This is a genomic window from Lysinibacillus sp. K60 (genome assembly GCF_019731275.1).
Lineage (GTDB): Bacteria > Bacillota > Bacilli > Bacillales_A > Planococcaceae > Lysinibacillus > Lysinibacillus capsici.
In genome coordinates this window covers 1-16,975 of sequence record NZ_JAASJR010000006.1, presented here as the reverse complement: position 1 = coordinate 16,975, position 16,975 = coordinate 1, and the positions used below count along the sequence as shown (strand labels likewise).

The window sequence follows — 16,975 nt, the reverse complement described above, 5'->3', positions numbered from 1 at the left end:
ACCGATTTATTTGTGTAGGTTTATCTTTGTTAAATGAGGTGAGAACGTTGTCAGTAGGTGTACTATGTATTCATGGATTTTCAGGTGGTCCATACGAGGTGAAGCCATTCACAAGTTATTTAGGTTCACATACAGATTGGATAATTGAAGAGCCAACATTGTCTGGGCATGGTGAAGAATTACATATGAGTGGTTTTAAGGCGAAACACTGGTTGATGGATGCCGAATTAGCTTTCCGATCGTTGGCAAAAAAAGTTGACGAGGTAATCGTTGTTGGCTTTTCAATGGGAGGAATTATAGCGCTATATTTAGCTAAACGCTATAAAGTGAAAAAGCTTGTATTACTAAGTGCTGCTGCAAAGTATGTGAGCCCTAAACAGCTAGTCAAAGATTTTAAAATGATAGCTACTGAAGCCTATCACCATAATTTGACTAATAACGAACTCTATCTACGATACCGTCATAAGTTTAACAATGTGCCGCTTGCCTCAACAGTAGAATTTATGAAGCTGGTAAGAATGGTGGAGCCGTATTATCGACATATTCAAACTCCTGTATATATTGTGCAGGGGAAGTTGGATGGGATAGTGCCTTATCATACAGCTCAATTTCTTTTTGATGAATTAGCCTCTACAGACAAATTCTTGTATTTTTCTGATAATGGCAAGCATCATATATGTTTTGAGGAAGATTGCTCTGAATGGTTTCCACAGGTTTTAATGTTTTTGAAAGACAAATAAAGTAGTCAGATTATTACGACTCATGCGTTATCGTTGCATAGGATTTAAAGCCATGTTAGACTAGTATAAGCAATGGATACATTTTGTGCGAAGACTCTTCATATTTGGTTGAAGAGTACTTTTTTTTGAACACAACGGTTTTATTCTAAAGTGAAAAATTACGACAGAATCGAACCGCTCGGTAAAGACCGGGCTTTCCTTTTCATATAAGAGAGCTCTATATGGACTATCATGTAGAGAAAATTTTTAAGTAACGGAAACGTTCCACTACACAGGCTCGAATTTGCCGACAACTTCATCTGAAAATGTAACCATTTGTCAACTTAAAAGGAAAAAAAGGAGATTGAGAAGTTTGACAAATTTTTCAGAATTAAATATTAGCGAATCTACATTACGCTCTGTAAAGCGTATGGGATTTGAAGAAGCAACACCAATCCAAGAAGGTACTATTCGTTTTGCAATTGAAGGCCGCGATGTATTAGGTCAAGCACAGACAGGTACTGGTAAAACTGCCGCTTTCGGGATTCCACTAATTGAAAAAATCGATCCAAAAAACCCTAATATTCAAGCATTAGTCATTGCTCCAACTCGTGAGTTAGCGATTCAAGTTTCAGAAGAGCTTTATAAAATTGGCTATGACAAACGCGTAAAATTATTATCAGTATACGGTGGTCAAGAAATTGGCCGTCAAATACGTGCACTGAAAAATAGACCTCAAATCATTGTTGGTACGCCAGGTCGTATTATTGATCATATAAATCGTCGTACGTTAAAATTAGAAGATGTTCAAACATTAGTATTGGATGAAGCAGATGAAATGTTAAACATGGGCTTTATCGATGATATTAATTCAATCTTAGAAAACGTACCTTCTGAGCGCCAAACATTACTTTTCTCAGCAACAATGCCACCAGCAATCCGTAAAATTGCAGAAACATTTATGCGTGATCCAGAGATTGTAAAAATTAAAGCAAAAGAATTAACAGTTGATAACATTGATCAATATTTTGTTAAGTCTGCTGAGCGTGAAAAATTCGATGTCTTATCTCGTTTATTAAATGTACACCAACCGGAGCTAGCTATTATATTTGGTCGTACAAAACGTCGTGTAGATGAGCTTGCACAGGCCCTATCTATTCGTGGCTATTTAGCTGAAGGTATTCATGGTGATTTAAGCCAAGCGAAGCGTATCTCAGTATTACGTCAGTTTAAAGAAAATAAAATCGATATCCTTGTTGCGACTGATGTAGCCGCTCGTGGACTTGATATTTCTGGTGTAACACATGTTTATAACTTTGATATTCCTCAAGATCCTGAATCATATGTTCACCGTATTGGCCGTACAGGTCGTGCCGGTAAATCAGGTCTTGCAGTAACATTTGTAACACCACGTGAAATGGGTTACTTACGTATTGTAGAAGAAACTACTAAAAAACGTATGACACCTCTTCGCCCACCAACAACGGATGAAGCATTAGAAGGTCAACAACGTTTAGCTGTGGAAACATTGGAAGGTCTTATTGCTAATAACAATTTAGGTGATTACCGCACATTTGCAGCAGAATTACTAGAGAATCATGATGCAGTCGATGTTGTTGCAGCTGCTCTACGTTCATTAACAAGAGAGCCAGACGATACACCAGTAACAATCACAGAAGAACGTCCATTACCAATGCGTCGTGAACGTTCTAGCAATAATCGTGGTGGCGGTGATCGTGGCCGCGGAAACCGTAGCTTTGGTGGAGGACGTCGTGACAATGCTCGCAGTGGAGAGCGTCGCAGTAGCAGTAGCCGTCGAGAGGGTGGACGCCGTGAAGGCGGACGTCGTGAAGGTGGACAAGGTCGTTCTCGTTCTCCAAGACGTCACGAAGGATAATTTTAGACAAATTACACTTAATTTTTATAGTAAACCTTACAGTCATGATGGCTGTAAGGTTTTTTTTCGGCTATAGTTGAAACAAAAAGGTGAGTGAATTCGTATACACCTAATGAAGAAAGAGGGGGGAACGACAATGAGAGCACAACCGATTCATCAAATTTCTCGTAAAGGGCTAACAGTGTGGCGTTTATATGGAGTCATACAAACATTGGTGCTGTTAGTTGTAGCAGGACTTGTAAGCTATGGTACTTATTATTTTGAATGGCCTTCATTTATTTACTTCATAGCCTGTGCAATTGTATTACTAAGTGCGATATTATCTATTTTTATTTTCCCGAAAATAAGATGGGAAAGATGGCGCTATGAAGTTCGAGAGCATGAAATCGAAGTACAACATGGTTTATTTGTTATGAAACGCACATTAATTCCAATGGTACGTGTGCAACATGTTGATACAACACAAGGGCCGATATTAAAAAAATACGACCTAGGTAATATCTCTATTTCTACAGCTGCAACTGTACATACGATTCCTGCACTTGTTATGGATGAAGCAGACGAACTGCGTGCGCGTATTTCTGATTTAGCAAGGGTGGCTGAAGATGATGTCTAAGGAAATTAATCGTTTACACCCAGTGTCTGCAATTATAACAAGTGTAAAAGCATTGAAAAGTATGATATTACCAATTGCGATTATTATCATAAGTAACGGCTTTAATTTTTCTTTGAATTTTCGTAGTGATCATTTTTTTGAAACCATTTTACTGTTCGGTGTATGGGGAGTTGCAGCACTTCTTGCGTTCGTGGGAGGAATCATAAAATGGCGGACATTTGTTTACTGGTTTGAAGATGGGGAATTGCGTGTGACATATGGATTATTTGTTAAAAAGAAACGTTATATCCCTTTTGAACGTATTCAAAGTTTAAATTACAATGAAGGTGTTTTTCATCGCATTTTTGGTTTAGTGAAAGTTCAGGTGGAGACTGCTGGTAGTAAAGGAGGAAAACCTGAGGTTGAGCTGACAGCCATTCGCAAAGCAGCGGCAGATATTATTGAATTAGAAATGCGTCATGCTAAAAACGAAGCGGTTCAACAACAGGATCAAGTGCAGGTAGTAGAGGAAGCGATACCAACTCCGATGATGTACCATATGTCCATGCGAGATTTACTGGTATTAGCAACAACATCTGGTGGAATTGGTGTTGTGTTATCAGGTCTTGCAGCAGTTGCTTCACAATTTTCCGATATTATTCCTTATGAAACTGTATTTCATGAGTTAGCTGATTTTGTGAAAATCGGCGCATTTTTAGTGGCATTGACGGTGATGGTTGTTTTAATCGTTGCTTGGATTGTATCTGTGGTCATCACACTGATAAATTATTATGATTATACGGTCCGCATTGAGGAAGAAAAGTTGATTATCACAAAAGGTCTGTTAGAAAAGAAGCGTATTACTTTGCCGTTGAATCGAATTCAGGCAATTCGTATTGTGGAAAATCCATTACGTCAGTTAACAGGCTTTACTACAGTGGTTGTTGAAAGTGCTGGTGGTAACGGTGAAAATGGAAATGATAAAAAAATTACGCTATTTCCACTTATTAAGAAGCCAGATTGTATGCAAACATTAGAACAGCTTTTTCCAGATATGAATTGGCAGCCTACATTTACTCGCTCACCAAAAAGGGCAAGACCATTTTTTTATCGCATTGATTTTTTCTGGCTAGTTCCGGTTATCGGTGCATCTATCTATTTCTTTTATCCATACGGGCTATTGTCGTTGCTGTTAATTCCATTAACAATTTTACTTGGTATTTGGCAGCATAGAACAGCAGGCTATCAAATAGATGGCAAGCAACTAGCTATGCAGTATCGGGTGTTTAGTCGAATTACGTTAATCATGGAGAAGAAGCGAATACAATCTATTGAAAGTACACAATCATACTTTCAAAAAAGAAAGAATGTTATGTCTGTAAAAGCAACCGTCATGTCAGGAGCAACTGGTACAACAGGGAGTGTTTCCAGCTTAGAGCAACAAGATGCCGAGACGATCTTAACATGGTATGAACATTAATGAACTAAAAAGCTAATCCTTTCAATTTTATGGAAGGATTAGCTTTTTTAACTATAATTAAATAGAGATGCTGTTTATAATATAATAAACAGAACAAAAGGGGTGGAGACATTGTTTAAATATGACATTAATGAAAGCGCTTATTTAAAGCTTTTGGATTTAAGTGATGTAGAAGAGTTATTCGCTTTAACTGATCGTTCAAGAGATACATTACGTGAATGGTTGCCCTTTGTAGATGATGTCAAAACAGTAAAGGATACTGAGCAATTCGTAAAAAATGCTATGCAACAATATGCTGATCACAATGGCATACAAGCAGGGATATACTATGATGGAAAGCTTGCGGGTGTTATTGGTTATCACCAAATCAACTGGCAACATAAATGGACAAGTATTGGCTACTGGCTAGGGAATGAATTTGTAGGAAAGGGGCTCGTTACGAATTCCATGAAAGCATTGATTGATTTTGCCTTTAATTATTTAAAGTTAAATCGTATAGAAGTGCGTGTTGCAGTAGGTAATATTCGTAGTCGTACAATCCCAAAGGTATTGGGCTTTCATGAAGAAGGGCGTTTAAGGGATGCTGAGTGGCTATATGATCACTACGTAGATCAGGTTGTTTATGGTTTAACAGCAACTGAATGGAAAAAAATAAAGATGTCAAATGAAGCTACAGTGGTTTTATAATGGATGTCATTGTAAGGAAAGAGGAGCTGCTCTATAGGTGAGCAGCTCCTCTTTTTAATGTTAAGGTCTACCAGCCATCTTTTGTTTTCGCCAATTTAAAATTCTTTTTGGATGTAAATAGACAAGTCCAAGGATAAATCCGGTTACTAAACCGCCTAAATGTGCAAAGACATTCACATTTGGTTGGAGAAAAGTCATAATGACACTGATGACGATGATTGGTAAAATGAGCTTACGAAGCATTGGCATTGTACGTCGAGTATAGTAAACTAATGCCCCAAATGCCCCAAAAATTCCAAAAATAGCCCCACTTGCACCAAGACTCGCATAACTACTATCATAGAATATATAGGTTGCCATGTTGCCTACAATACCTGATACTAAATAAATTGTAATGAAACGTGCTTTCCCTGCGATTTTTTCTAGCTCTGGTCCAAAGAGATATAAGGAAAACATATTAAAAAACACATGCATAAAACCTGCATGTAAAAACATGGCAGAGAAAACACGCCACCATTCACCACTTTGAATCAGGAAATTTGCTTGGATTCCGTAATTCCACAAAAGTGTTCCTATGCTGGGTATGAGAGACAGTACATAAAGAGTAAGATTTATTGCTATTAAAGTTGAAACAACAGGGTAATACTTTGTATATTGCTTAAAATTTTCCGTTCTACTAAACATGGCTCCACCTCAATTTACAATTATTATACATGCCTTGTTGGAAGTAGGTAAAGGAGAAGGTTCACATGATTAAGGGAATTGGCCTCGATATTGTAGAGATTGATCGTATTGCAAAGGCTATGAAACGAACAGATAAATTTAAAGACCGCATTTTAACGATAAATGAAAAAAAAATATTTGATGGTTATTCAGAAACTCGTAAAATAGAATTTTTAGCTGGGCGATTTGCTGCAAAAGAAGCATTTTCGAAAGCTTTGGGAACAGGGCTTGGGGAACATTGTAAGCTTCATGATATGGAAGTATTAAAAGGAGCGGCAGGCAATCCTGTTTTATATTTTAAGGATGAACTTGTCAATGGATTTGTTAGTATTACGCATTCTAAGCAATACGCAGCTGCTCAAGTAATCTTATTAGAATAGTACTTAACTTGTCTAAAAGGATTGCATGTAAATTTAAATATATTGCCCTTTCTTCAAATGACATAACTGACAAATACGGTTCATATATTGTCGTAGTGGATTTGAAAGAAGAAAGGGTGAAAGCGTGGGCAACCGTATAGTTAAATGGCTCGTCTTACTTTGTACGATATTACTTCTGTCGGCATGTGGTGCAGCCTCACAGGAAAAAGTGTTGAAGAAAGTGAATGGTAAATGGGCAGAGACGAATGGTTATGAATTAAATGCATCGATGGAAATTAAATCGGGTGGGGAACCAAGAAATTATGATGTAACAGTATGGCACACAAAACCTGATTTCTATCGAGTAGAAGTAGTTGAAAGTGGGAAAGATGTTTCTCAAATGATTGTACGTAATGCTGATGGTGTTTTTGTCGTAACACCGACATTAAACAAAATGTATAAATTCCAAAGTGATTGGCCAAAGAAAAATAGTCAGGCGTACTTAATTGGAGCGCTAGCAGAAGATTTAGCAGAAGATAAAAATCTTGTCATGAAAGAAGAAGAAAAAGCATATATATTTGAAGCGGCTACTAGAAATAGCTATAAGAACAGTATGCCACATCAGGTTATAACAGTAGATAAGAAGACTTTATTGCCAACCTCAGTAGTTATTATGAATGATGTGAAAGAAGAGCAAATCAAAATCACATTTAAGAAAATTAAGCTAGGTGTACAACATGCTGCAAAAGAGTATGCAGTTGAGCAATTCACTGATAAAGATAACACGAAAGGTGAACAAGCTACACCTGCCGAAAAAGAAGGGCAAGAAGATAATGAGGATAAGGAAGCTGTTGGAGCAGAAGTTGAATATCAAGAATTCCAAACACATTATCCTGTTGTAAATTGGGCACAATTAGCGAATGAAAAAGTTGTGCAGGAAAGTGGAATGGAACGAGTAATCTTAACATACGAAGGTGAGAAGGCATTTACTGTTATGCAGCAACCAGTAATGAAGGAAAATTCAATGTTACCTGTATCGTCACCTGGTGATCCAGTTGATTTAGGCTATACAATTGGTGCTATTACAGATACATCAATTAGTTGGGAAAAAGATGGCGTTGAATTCTTTGTAGCATCAAGTAAATTAACGCGAGAAGAAATGATTGAAGTTGCTACATCTATGACGATAAGTAGTATGAAGTAACTTTTCTGGCTACAGCCTTCTGGAATACGGAGGCTGTAGCTTATTGATAATTAAAATGAACCTTATAAAGTATAGGCTCATGCGAAAGCTAAAACTTTGTGTGTACAAGCTAAATTGACATACTTTGCAACATGTATGTCCTACATAATGTTTTAATTAAAAATAAAGAGGGTATTCTTATGAAGACACAGCAGTTTTTTCGTCCAACCAAAGCAATAATAGACTTACAAGCAATTCAACAAAATGTAAAAAACTTAAAAGAATTTTTACGACCTAATGTTCAAATTATCGCTGTAGTAAAAGCAAATGCGTATGGTCATGGAGATGTAGCCGTTGCACGGGCAGCTCTTGAAGCTGGTGCCACAGTACTTGCAGTGGCAACGCCCGATGAGGCATTACATATTCGAGCACATTTTGAAGAACCAGACATATTAATATTAGGTGCATCTCCAGTTTCATTTGCTCCTTATGCAGCGCAACAACGTATTATACTTACGGCATTTGCCGATGATTGGATGCAGCAAGCTGCTTCTCTTTTAGTGGATGAAGCGCTTCCTTTACGACTTCATATAAAAATAGATAGCGGAATGGGTAGAATAGGTATTCGCTCAGAGCAGGAATTATTAGAGCTCTATCAAACAATACAGTCTACAGATAACATGGAGCTGGATGGAATATTTACACACTTTGCGACAGCTGATGAAGAGGATACGCTACATTTTGATCAACAGGTACAATTTTTTGAGAAATGTTTAGCTGTAATACCTAATAAGCCGCGACTTGTTCATGCATCTAATACAGCAGCCTCATTAGTAAAAGATCCGCATTTACAATATGATGCTGTTAGATTTGGTATTTCAATGTATGGATTATCACCTTCTGCATATGTGAAAAGTATTTTACCTTTTCCTTTGTTACCAGCGTTCTCGCTTGAAAGTGAACTTGTTCATGTAAAGCAAATAAAATCAGGTGATCCAGTTGGCTATGGAGCTACATATGTTGCCCCGACAGATATGTGGATAGGAACAATTCCAATAGGCTATGCAGATGGTGTGATTCGCAAGTTAGGTGGGCAAGAGGTTTTAATTGACGGAAAAAGAATGCCGATTGTTGGACGAATTTGTATGGACCAATGTATGGTTGCCCTACCAAAAGCATATGATATAGGTGAGAAGGTAACACTCATTGGTCGGCAAGGGAATACTGGCGTATCGATCGATGAATGGGCAACAAAGCTCGAAACAATTAATTATGAAATACCATGCATTATAACAACAAGAGTTCCTAGAATATATCTTTAGTTATTTTCATTAGAATTAGTCAAATCTCAATGTAATGTCATGAGCAATGTTCCAAGTTGAATTTGGTAAATAAATTAGCACTGGAGAACTTATTTCTTTTCCAAAACATAGTAATGAGTCATATTTGGAAACACATTGCAATAATAATTATTCAGCATATACCTTCGACAACCAACATATTTTTACAATTTGTACTTCAAATTGTCAGATATTTTGTCATTTCATGTCTTTTCAACAATATCTTTCAATGATAGAATGAGAAGTAATGAAAAGTGTATGGTTCCGTTGGAGGTGCTTGCTGTGTACGAGAAAAAGTTAAGAGAAGCTACAATTGCTGTTCAAGACAGACTATTTCTACAAACAAAGGAAGTAATTGAAGGTGAATCTTTTGTGCGTATTTTGGCGCGCAAAAATTTAATGCAGGAGCAACCAAATCAAATACGGGAAGCTATGATTAAAGGATATGTTGAAATGTCTCATATTAATTTAATGATTGCGAGCGAATGCTTGCATGCAGAGTATGAAGCACAACATATGGTGGAGCGTCTCGTTAGCGGGGGATGACACTTTGAATGTAAAACGTGGTGACGTTTTTTTTGCAGACTTATCACCGGTAATAGGTTCTGAACAAGGAGGCACTAGGCCGGTGCTGATTATTCAAAATGATATTGGCAATCGATTTAGTCCGACTGTCATCATCGCAGCTATCACTGCACAGATTCAAAAGGCAAAGTTACCGACACACGTTGAAATCAATGCTGAAAAGTATGGTTTTGAACGTGATTCGGTTATTTTGCTAGAACAAGTGCGAACAATTGATAAGTCAAGATTGACGGATCGTATTACGCAACTTGATCATGCTGTGATGGAAAAAGTTGATGGTGCGTTGATGATTAGTTTAGGTCTAGTTAAATTTTGATATACATATGTGTATAGAAGCATCGAGATTATGAAATCTCGATGCTTTTTTGTCTTATATGCTGAAATGTATTTACTATAATTTGGATTACTATAGATCTTGTTCAGCAAACGATTTTGCTACGAAAGATGAAGTGCCTGAAATAATTAAGCCAAGGTGTAATTGATAAATGTTACAAAAAGCTTTAAGATATACACAAGATTTTTAATAAAAATAGATTTTTGAAAAAATTCTTAAAAGGTATATGAAAATCTACATAGAATATTCCATTTATAGAGGCGATTAATTCAACTTAAATTATGGCAAGCAGGTTGAATAAAAGTGTTAGAGTATAACTCCAAAAGAAATGGAGGGACAGCAGTGACATATAGGTCTTCGGTTGAAATTATTACAGAGTGGGATATTGTTGCAGCTAGACAACTGGGGCGCAATGAAGCAAAAGCACTTGGATTTGGCACTGTTGATCAAGCCCGCATCACCACGGCAATTAGTGAATTAGCACGAAATATATATTTATATGCAAGTAAAGGCGTCATAGAAATTGAAAGGGTTGAGGCGGATACTGAAAAGAAAATAGTTGTTGTTGCAATAGATCAAGGGCCTGGTATTAAAGATGTTCGTAAAGTAATGGAGGATGGTTATTCCACCTCGGGGGGGCTAGGTGCTGGTTTGCCAGGTGTTAAACGATTGATGGATAGTTTAGATATTCAATCTGTCATTGGAGAGGGAACAACAATAAGAGCGGAAAAATGGTTGCGTTAGGACGTGAAGAAAACTGAAACAATTAGAAGCTCAGTATAAAAAAATATTAGCAGATTATATGGTCAACCAAACAGAAAGAAATTTATATATCGCTCAGAACTTCACACGTCAGTTAATTCAAAAAAATATCTCTCCCGAGGATGTTATTAGCATTCATAAAAATGCTGTAGAACAAATATTTCCGAATCAAATGAACGACTCACAGCCTGCTTATGATTTTTTGATTGAAGTAATGGTGCATTATGGAATGGCACATAGAGAGCATCAAAGTTTACTTCAAAAGCAAGCTGAATATGAAATGGAAATGAAAATAGCGACAAACATCCAAAAAACATTATTGAAAACTTATGTGCCGAATATGCAAAATATTGATATAGGTATGATTTCAGTACCTATTCGAAAAATGAACGGCGATTATGTACATTTTTTTCATGATGGAGAAGAATATTTGAGTGTGGCTGTGACAGATGTTGTCGGTAAAGGAGTTCCTGCTGCTTTATGTATGTCGATGGTGAAATATGGACTTGAAACATTGGTATATGCATATAAAGATCCCTCATATGTTTTAGAAGTTATTAATAGGGTAATAGAAAAAGGTGTGGATGACAGTATGTTTGTTTCGATGTTTTATGGTTGCTTAGATGTAGAGCAAAACATTTTTTCTTATGCTTCGGCAGGCCATGAACCAGCTTTACATTATAGTGCAAAGAACGATCAGTTCTTTACCTTAGAGGCTAAAGGTTTACTACTGGGTGTATTGTCTGAAACAAACTATACGTTTCATGAAATTGTTTTAGAAGAAAATGATTTGATTATTATGATGACCGACGGTGTGACAGAATTTAGAGTGAAAGAGGAATTAAATTCGCGAGAGGTAATCACAACTTTAATAAAGGAAAATAGACATTTATCTGCCCAGCAATTGTGTCAGCTCCTTTATAAGGAAATAGAGAGAGTGCAAAATTTTAAACTATTTGATGATTTTACTGTAGTTATTTTAAAAAAATAGGTTTAAGTTTTAATTGAACAGGGTACAGAAAATAGTCTAACAAATATGGTGGAGGTGTGCTGTATGGACGTAACGATACATTTTAAAGAAATTGATCATAAATTATTTGGCTTTGTTGAGGGTGAGATTGATACGTTTACTGCTTCAGGATTACGAGAGGAATTAGAAGCTGTAAAGATTACAGAGGGTTTAGAAATTGAACTTGATTTATCAAAGGTAAATTACATGGATAGTACAGGGCTTGGGATTTTTGTTGCCTTTTATAAGAGAGCATTACGTGAAAATGGTAAAGTAAAGCTCGTTGGTTTATCGAATAGGTTACAAAGATTATTTGAAATTACTGGTCTTAGTGATTTGATGGATATCGAAACTGATAAAAAGGTGGAATTAAGATAATGAAGGAATTTGACTATATTGAAATTAGAGTTCCTGCTAAACCGCAATTTGTCAGTGTCATTCGATTAACTGTCTCGGGCTTAGCGAGTAGGATTGGTTTTAATTATGATGATATTGAAGATTTAAAAATTGCAGCAAGTGAGGCTGTGACAAATGTTGTTCACCATGCTTATAAAGACGAAGAAGAGGGTGAAATTGTCATCGGGTGTGCGCTGTATGACAATAAAATGGAAATGATGATTGCAGATTACGGCAATAGTTTTAATTTTGAAGAGATTAAATCTAAGATTGGGCCGTATCATCCTGAAGAAAGTATTGCAGGGCTAAGAGAAGGTGGTTTGGGGCTTTATTTAATGGAAACTTTGATGGATGAGGTGATGATCAATAACGATGGTGGCGTAACTGTCTTCATGACAAAGTATGTCACTAGGGAGCAGGTGGAGAAAAATGTCGAAAGAATCACTACATAAATCTTCATCTAAAGAAGATGTACTTAAGTGGATTGAATTGTACCAGTCAACAGAGGATGATGAAGCACAAACCAATTTAGTGATTCATTATCGATATCTAGTTGAATCTATAGCTCGTAAATATTCGAATGGTAAATCTTATTATGATGATATTGTTCAAGTAGGGATGCTGGGATTGTTAGGTGCAATAAGACGTTTTGATCCGAATGTTGGTCGTAGTTTTGAAGCTTTTGCGGTGCCAACAATTGTTGGGGAAATCAAACGTTTTTTACGTGATAAAACATGGGATGTGCATGTGCCTAGACGTATAAAGGAACTTGGGCCGAGGATTAAATCAACGGTGGAGGCGCTGACAAGTGAGTTGCAGCGTTCTCCATCCATTAAAGATATTGCTGAACGATTAGAAGTAGCAGAAGAAGAGGTACTCGAAGCTATGGAAATGAGCCGTAGTTATCAAGCTCTTTCTATGGACCATTCGATAGAGTCAGACTCAGACGGTAGTACAGTCACGTTATTCGATATTTTAGGCAGGGAAGACGATGGCTATGAAATGACAAATAAACGAATGATTGTTCAAGATGCGCTGGTCGTTTTGAATGAGAGGGAAAAACAAATTATTCAGCTTACATATCTAGAGCAACTTAGTCAAAAAGAAGCTGGAGAACGATTAGGGATTTCTCAAATGCATGTATCGAGGATACAAAGGAAAGCAATAAAGAAATTACAAGAGGCTATTCTAGCAAGTGGCGGTGTTTCGCTCTAATCTTTCGTGGGTGTTTAATGAAAAATACCTTTAAAGTGAATGGAAATAGTCTACTCATATTCGTCTGAGTAGACTATTTTTTTGCATTTTTAGTAAAGTGTAATGGTAAAATGAAAAGAAAAAGGTAGTGATGATGTGGAGCAAAAGCAAATGTTACAGCTCATTGCAAAGGATGTAACAGTCAAACCAGGGCAAGTAGAGGCTGTAATTAACTTATTAGAAGAGGGAAATACGGTACCATTTATTGCGCGCTATCGAAAAGAGGTTACAGGATCACTCGATGAGGTGCAAATTAAAGCTGTAGAAGATCGTTATCACTACATACAGCAACTTGAACAACGAAAAGAAGAAGTTATACGATTAATCCAAGAGCAAGAAAAGCTTACACCAGAATTAGAGCAGGCTATTCTTTCTGCAACAATCTTACAACGTGTTGAGGATTTATATAGACCTTATAAGCAAAAACGACGTACAAAGGCGACGATTGCAAAAGAGAAAGGTTTAGAGCCTCTTGCAGATCTCTTATTAGCATTTAGTGATGATGCATTAGAGCAATTAGCAACTGACTTTGTGGACAATGAACAAGTTGCCAATACGGAAGAAGCCCTATTAGGAGCTCGAGATATATTAGCAGAACGCTTTGCGGACGATGCCTCTATTCGTGAAAAAATCCGAGCTTATTCATGGAAAGATGGAATTCTTGTGACGTCTGTGAAAAATACAGAAATCGACAAGAAAAATGTTTTTGAAATGTATTACGCATATGAAGAGCCTGTTAGTCGCATTGTACCACACCGTATTTTAGCGATAAACCGAGGAGAGAAAGAAGAAATCTTAAAGGTTTCTATTCATGTGCCGGTGGACCGAGTATTAATGATTATGTGGAAAGAATGGATACCTGCAACTGGTTCGTCTCCTGCTATTGCAGAAGTTAAACTAGCAATCGAGGATTCGTACAAGCGTTTAATTCAGCCTTCAATTGAAAGGGAATTACGAAACGAGCTTACAGAAAAAGCTGAGGCACAGGCTATTCATATTTTTTCCGAAAATTTACGTAACCTATTGCTACAGCCACCTATGAAAGGTAAATATGTTTTAGGGGTTGATCCAGCTTACCGTACAGGTTGCAAGCTAGCAGTTGTAGATGAAACTGGGAAAATGCTTGAGGTTACAGCTATTTACCCACATCCACCGAAACCAGATGTAGCAAAATCCAAAGCTATTGTAAAAGGAATTTTGGCAAAGTATCCAATAAGTATAATTGCCATTGGTAATGGTACAGCATCTCGAGAGACAGAACAATTTATCGCGGATGTATTAAACGAGCTTACTACTGAAATAGCCTATGTGATTGTCAATGAAGCGGGGGCATCTGTTTATTCAGCGTCTGAAATTGCACGTACAGAATTTCCTGATTTACAGGTTGAACAACGTAGTGCTGTCTCCATTGCACGTCGCTTACAGGATCCTTTATCAGAGTTAGTGAAAATTGAACCAAAAGCTGTGGGTGTAGGTCAGTATCAGCATGATGTTTCTCAAAAAAAATTAAATGAATCACTATCTTTTATAGTAGAAACTGCTGTTAACCAAGTTGGTGTTGATGTAAATACGGCTTCATCATCACTCTTACAATACGTTTCTGGTCTATCAAAAACTGTTGCGGAGAATATCGTAAAGACGCGAGAGGAAAATGGTCAATTTACTACACGTGCGCAATTAAAGAAGATTCCAAGGTTAGGCGCCAAAACGTATGAACAAGCTATTGGTTTCCTACGTGTCCCAGAAGCAAAAAATCCGTTTGATGCTACAGGTATTCACCCTGAGAGCTATGCTCTTGCTGAGCAAATATTAGCAGAGGCTCAAATAGATAAAAAAGAGTTAGGGACACAGAAGGCAGAGGAAGCTATTGCAGCACTAAATATCCAAAAGTTAAGTGATGTGCTTGGAGTAGGAGTCGTGACAATTCAAGATATCGTGGATACTTTAATGAAACCTAGTCGTGACCCACGTGATGCATTCCCACAACCATTGCTTAAGACTGATGTATTAAAAATGGAAGATTTAAAAGTAGGTATGGAATTGCAGGGAACGGTAAGAAATGTAGTAGATTTCGGCGCATTTGTTGACATTGGCGTGAAGCAAGATGGACTTGTGCATATTTCTAAACTCCAAAATAAACGTATTAAGCATCCATTAGAAGTTGTGGCGCTTGGGGATATTGTAACTGTCTGGGTTGAACAAATAGATGTAACGAAAGGACGTATCTCTTTAACGATGCTTCCACCTAAAAATCAAGTATTAGTTTGAGTACTAAATTTTTGCCACACTGTCTATACTACGCAGTGTGGTATTCTTGTTGTTAGAGGTGATTACTATGGACAATCAAGAATTACAAGAGCTTGTTCGTCGCTTATCTTTAGAAAACTTTCAGAGGCCATTTCTGCATCAAGCCTACTTTAATGCGAGATTACGTTCAACGGGAGGACGATATCTTTTACAATCCCATAATATTGAGATTAATCCTAAAGCCTATGAGTTATATGGTTTGGAGGAAATTCAAGGTATTGTTTTACACGAATTATGCCATTATCACCTACATATTGAAGGTAAAGGGTATCAGCATCGAGATAAAGATTTTAGAGAATTATTAAGGAAAGTAGATGCCCCCCGATTTTGTGCAGTTTTACATGTCCCTAAAGCTACAGTTAAAAAACAGCGACGACGCTATACATATACTTGTGTCAATTGCCACCAATTATATATACGGAAAATAAAAATGAATGTTGAAAAGTATTGTTGCAGTAAGTGTTTGGGGAAATTAAAATTAGTGGAGTAAAAAAAGTTTGAAAAATAGTTGACGTTTTGTTGAGTTGTCCCTATAATAGTAAAAGTCGACAAGATAACGGCGACAACATAACATGAATTATTCCGAAGTAGCTCAGTTGGTAGTAGCACCTGACTGTTAATCAGGTTGTCGCAGGTTCGAGTCCTGCCTTCGGAGCCATGGCCCCTTGGTCAAGTGGTTAAGACACCGCCCTTTCACGGCGGTAACACGGGTTCGAATCCCGTAGGGGTCATTTTTCATAATTTAATTTATATAATATTTTGGTCCCGTGGTGTAGCGGTTAACATGCCTGCCTGTCACGCAGGAGATCGCCGGTTCGATCCCGGTCGGGACCGCCACTTATTGGGGTATAGCCAAGCGGTAAGGCAACGGATTTTGATTCCGTCATGCCTAGGTTCGAATCCTAGTACCCCAGCCATTCATTTCTTAATTCGAGCCATTAGCTCAGTTGGTAGAGCATCTGACTTTTAATCAGAGGGTCGAAGGTTCGAGTCCTTCATGGCTCATCTCTTTAAGAAAAAGAGTTGACTTTTCGAATTATCATAGTATAATAAAAAAGTTACTAATCGAATGCGGTCGTGGCGGAACGGCAGACGCGCTAGGTTGAGGGCCTAGTGGGGGCAACCCCGTGGAGGTTCAAGTCCTCTCGGCCGCACCAAGTCAATTAATTTCATATGCGCCCGTAGCTCAATTGGATAGAGCGTCTGACTACGGATCAGAAGGTTGTGGGTTCGACTCCTGCCGGGCGCGCCATTTTTAAGAAAATATATGCGGGTGTAGTTTAATGGTAAAACCTCAGCCTTCCAAGCTGATGTCGTGAGTTCGATTCTCATCACCCGCTCCAAA

General features: G+C 37.5%; 18 protein-coding genes and 8 tRNA genes. 25 read left to right on the top strand and 1 reads right to left on the bottom strand.

Translation table 11 applies throughout. The features are described 5' to 3' along the window. Nucleotides 1–47: 47 nt before the first annotated feature. The 5 genes from HCH28_RS14115 to HCH28_RS14095 all read left to right on the top strand — a co-directional run bounded on the left by HCH28_RS14115 (nucleotide 48) and on the right by HCH28_RS14095 (nucleotide 5,378). Nucleotides 48–740 (top strand): alpha/beta hydrolase, encoded by a 693-nt coding sequence (locus HCH28_RS14115; RefSeq protein WP_221681417.1) that lies wholly within the window; start codon nucleotides 48–50, stop codon nucleotides 738–740. Nucleotides 741–1,092: 352 nt separating this feature from the next. Further along, entirely contained in the window at nucleotides 1,093–2,616 is a 1,524-nt protein-coding gene (gene cshA / locus HCH28_RS14110; protein ID WP_221681416.1) for a degradosome RNA helicase CshA, read from the top strand. A 136-nt stretch (nucleotides 2,617–2,752) separates the two neighbouring features. Further along, nucleotides 2,753–3,232: a PH domain-containing protein gene (locus tag HCH28_RS14105; RefSeq protein ID WP_221681415.1), complete on the top strand. Its 480-nt coding sequence runs from the start codon at nucleotides 2,753–2,755 to the stop codon at nucleotides 3,230–3,232. Continuing rightward, nucleotides 3,225–4,691 (top strand): PH domain-containing protein, encoded by a 1,467-nt coding sequence (locus HCH28_RS14100; protein WP_221681414.1) that lies wholly within the window; start codon nucleotides 3,225–3,227, stop codon nucleotides 4,689–4,691. The genes HCH28_RS14105 and HCH28_RS14100 overlap by 8 nt, the downstream gene beginning before the upstream one ends. A gap of 111 nt (nucleotides 4,692–4,802) precedes the next feature. Beyond that, entirely contained in the window at nucleotides 4,803–5,378 is a 576-nt protein-coding gene (locus HCH28_RS14095) for a GNAT family N-acetyltransferase (RefSeq protein ID WP_054549589.1), read from the top strand. Nucleotides 5,379–5,438: 60 nt separating this feature from the next. Here HCH28_RS14095 and HCH28_RS14090 read toward each other — a convergent pair whose 3' ends face one another. Next, complete coding sequence (locus HCH28_RS14090; RefSeq protein ID WP_221681413.1) at nucleotides 5,439–6,062, bottom strand: rhomboid family intramembrane serine protease; 624 nt, start codon at nucleotides 6,060–6,062, stop codon at nucleotides 5,439–5,441. 65 nt (nucleotides 6,063–6,127) lie between these two features. Here HCH28_RS14090 and acpS point away from each other — a divergent pair, with 65 nt between their 5' ends. The 20 genes from acpS (at nucleotide 6,128) to HCH28_RS13990 (ending at nucleotide 16,973) form a co-directional block, all read left to right on the top strand. Continuing rightward, complete coding sequence (gene acpS, locus HCH28_RS14085) at nucleotides 6,128–6,481, top strand: holo-ACP synthase (RefSeq protein WP_221681412.1); 354 nt, start codon at nucleotides 6,128–6,130, stop codon at nucleotides 6,479–6,481. A 124-nt stretch (nucleotides 6,482–6,605) separates the two neighbouring features. After that, nucleotides 6,606–7,664 (top strand): LolA family protein, encoded by a 1,059-nt coding sequence (locus HCH28_RS14080; protein ID WP_221681411.1) that lies wholly within the window; start codon nucleotides 6,606–6,608, stop codon nucleotides 7,662–7,664. A 179-nt stretch (nucleotides 7,665–7,843) separates the two neighbouring features. Then, nucleotides 7,844–8,965, top strand: coding sequence for an alanine racemase (gene alr, locus HCH28_RS14075; RefSeq protein ID WP_221681410.1), 1,122 nt, complete (start codon nucleotides 7,844–7,846; stop codon nucleotides 8,963–8,965). Nucleotides 8,966–9,265: 300 nt separating this feature from the next. Continuing rightward, nucleotides 9,266–9,529, top strand: coding sequence for a hypothetical protein (locus HCH28_RS14070; protein ID WP_004232053.1), 264 nt, complete (start codon nucleotides 9,266–9,268; stop codon nucleotides 9,527–9,529). A 4-nt stretch (nucleotides 9,530–9,533) separates the two neighbouring features. Further along, the gene (locus tag HCH28_RS14065) at nucleotides 9,534–9,884 is read left to right on the top strand and encodes a type II toxin-antitoxin system PemK/MazF family toxin (RefSeq protein WP_004232054.1); all 351 of its coding nucleotides are present in this window, start codon (nucleotides 9,534–9,536) and stop codon (nucleotides 9,882–9,884) included. Between the two features lie 360 nt (nucleotides 9,885–10,244). Further along, nucleotides 10,245–10,646: an anti-sigma regulatory factor gene (locus tag HCH28_RS14060; RefSeq protein WP_221681409.1), complete on the top strand. Its 402-nt coding sequence runs from the start codon at nucleotides 10,245–10,247 to the stop codon at nucleotides 10,644–10,646. 58 nt (nucleotides 10,647–10,704) lie between these two features. Then, complete coding sequence (locus HCH28_RS14055) at nucleotides 10,705–11,655, top strand: PP2C family protein-serine/threonine phosphatase (RefSeq protein WP_255601420.1); 951 nt, start codon at nucleotides 10,705–10,707, stop codon at nucleotides 11,653–11,655. A gap of 63 nt (nucleotides 11,656–11,718) precedes the next feature. Further along, a complete protein-coding gene (locus HCH28_RS14050) occupies nucleotides 11,719–12,051 on the top strand; it encodes an STAS domain-containing protein (RefSeq protein ID WP_004232057.1) in 333 nt (110 codons plus the stop codon). Further along, nucleotides 12,051–12,521: an anti-sigma B factor RsbW gene (gene rsbW, locus HCH28_RS14045; RefSeq protein WP_016993413.1), complete on the top strand. Its 471-nt coding sequence runs from the start codon at nucleotides 12,051–12,053 to the stop codon at nucleotides 12,519–12,521. Before HCH28_RS14050 ends, rsbW begins: the two co-directional genes overlap by 1 nt. Further along, complete coding sequence (gene sigB / locus HCH28_RS14040; protein WP_221681407.1) at nucleotides 12,499–13,284, top strand: RNA polymerase sigma factor SigB; 786 nt, start codon at nucleotides 12,499–12,501, stop codon at nucleotides 13,282–13,284. The genes rsbW and sigB overlap by 23 nt, the downstream gene beginning before the upstream one ends. Nucleotides 13,285–13,419: 135 nt before the next feature. After that, nucleotides 13,420–15,591, top strand: a complete 2,172-nt coding sequence (locus HCH28_RS14035; protein WP_370635380.1) for a Tex family protein — start codon at nucleotides 13,420–13,422, stop codon at nucleotides 15,589–15,591. A gap of 67 nt (nucleotides 15,592–15,658) precedes the next feature. Beyond that, nucleotides 15,659–16,120: a SprT family protein gene (locus tag HCH28_RS14030; protein ID WP_053996974.1), complete on the top strand. Its 462-nt coding sequence runs from the start codon at nucleotides 15,659–15,661 to the stop codon at nucleotides 16,118–16,120. Between the two features lie 91 nt (nucleotides 16,121–16,211). Beyond that, a tRNA-Asn gene (locus HCH28_RS14025) sits at nucleotides 16,212–16,288 on the top strand. 1 nt (nucleotide 16,289) lies between these two features. Then, nucleotides 16,290–16,361, top strand: a tRNA-Glu gene (locus tag HCH28_RS14020). A gap of 30 nt (nucleotides 16,362–16,391) precedes the next feature. After that, nucleotides 16,392–16,467, top strand: a tRNA-Asp gene (locus HCH28_RS14015). A 5-nt stretch (nucleotides 16,468–16,472) separates the two neighbouring features. Next, nucleotides 16,473–16,547: transfer RNA gene (locus HCH28_RS14010), tRNA-Gln, on the top strand. 15 nt (nucleotides 16,548–16,562) lie between these two features. Next, a tRNA-Lys gene (locus HCH28_RS14005) sits at nucleotides 16,563–16,635 on the top strand. 66 nt (nucleotides 16,636–16,701) lie between these two features. After that, a tRNA-Leu gene (locus HCH28_RS14000) sits at nucleotides 16,702–16,787 on the top strand. An 18-nt stretch (nucleotides 16,788–16,805) separates the two neighbouring features. Further along, nucleotides 16,806–16,882 (top strand) — tRNA-Arg (locus HCH28_RS13995). Nucleotides 16,883–16,899: 17 nt separating this feature from the next. Beyond that, nucleotides 16,900–16,973, top strand: a tRNA-Gly gene (locus tag HCH28_RS13990). Nucleotides 16,974–16,975: the final 2 nt, after the last annotated feature.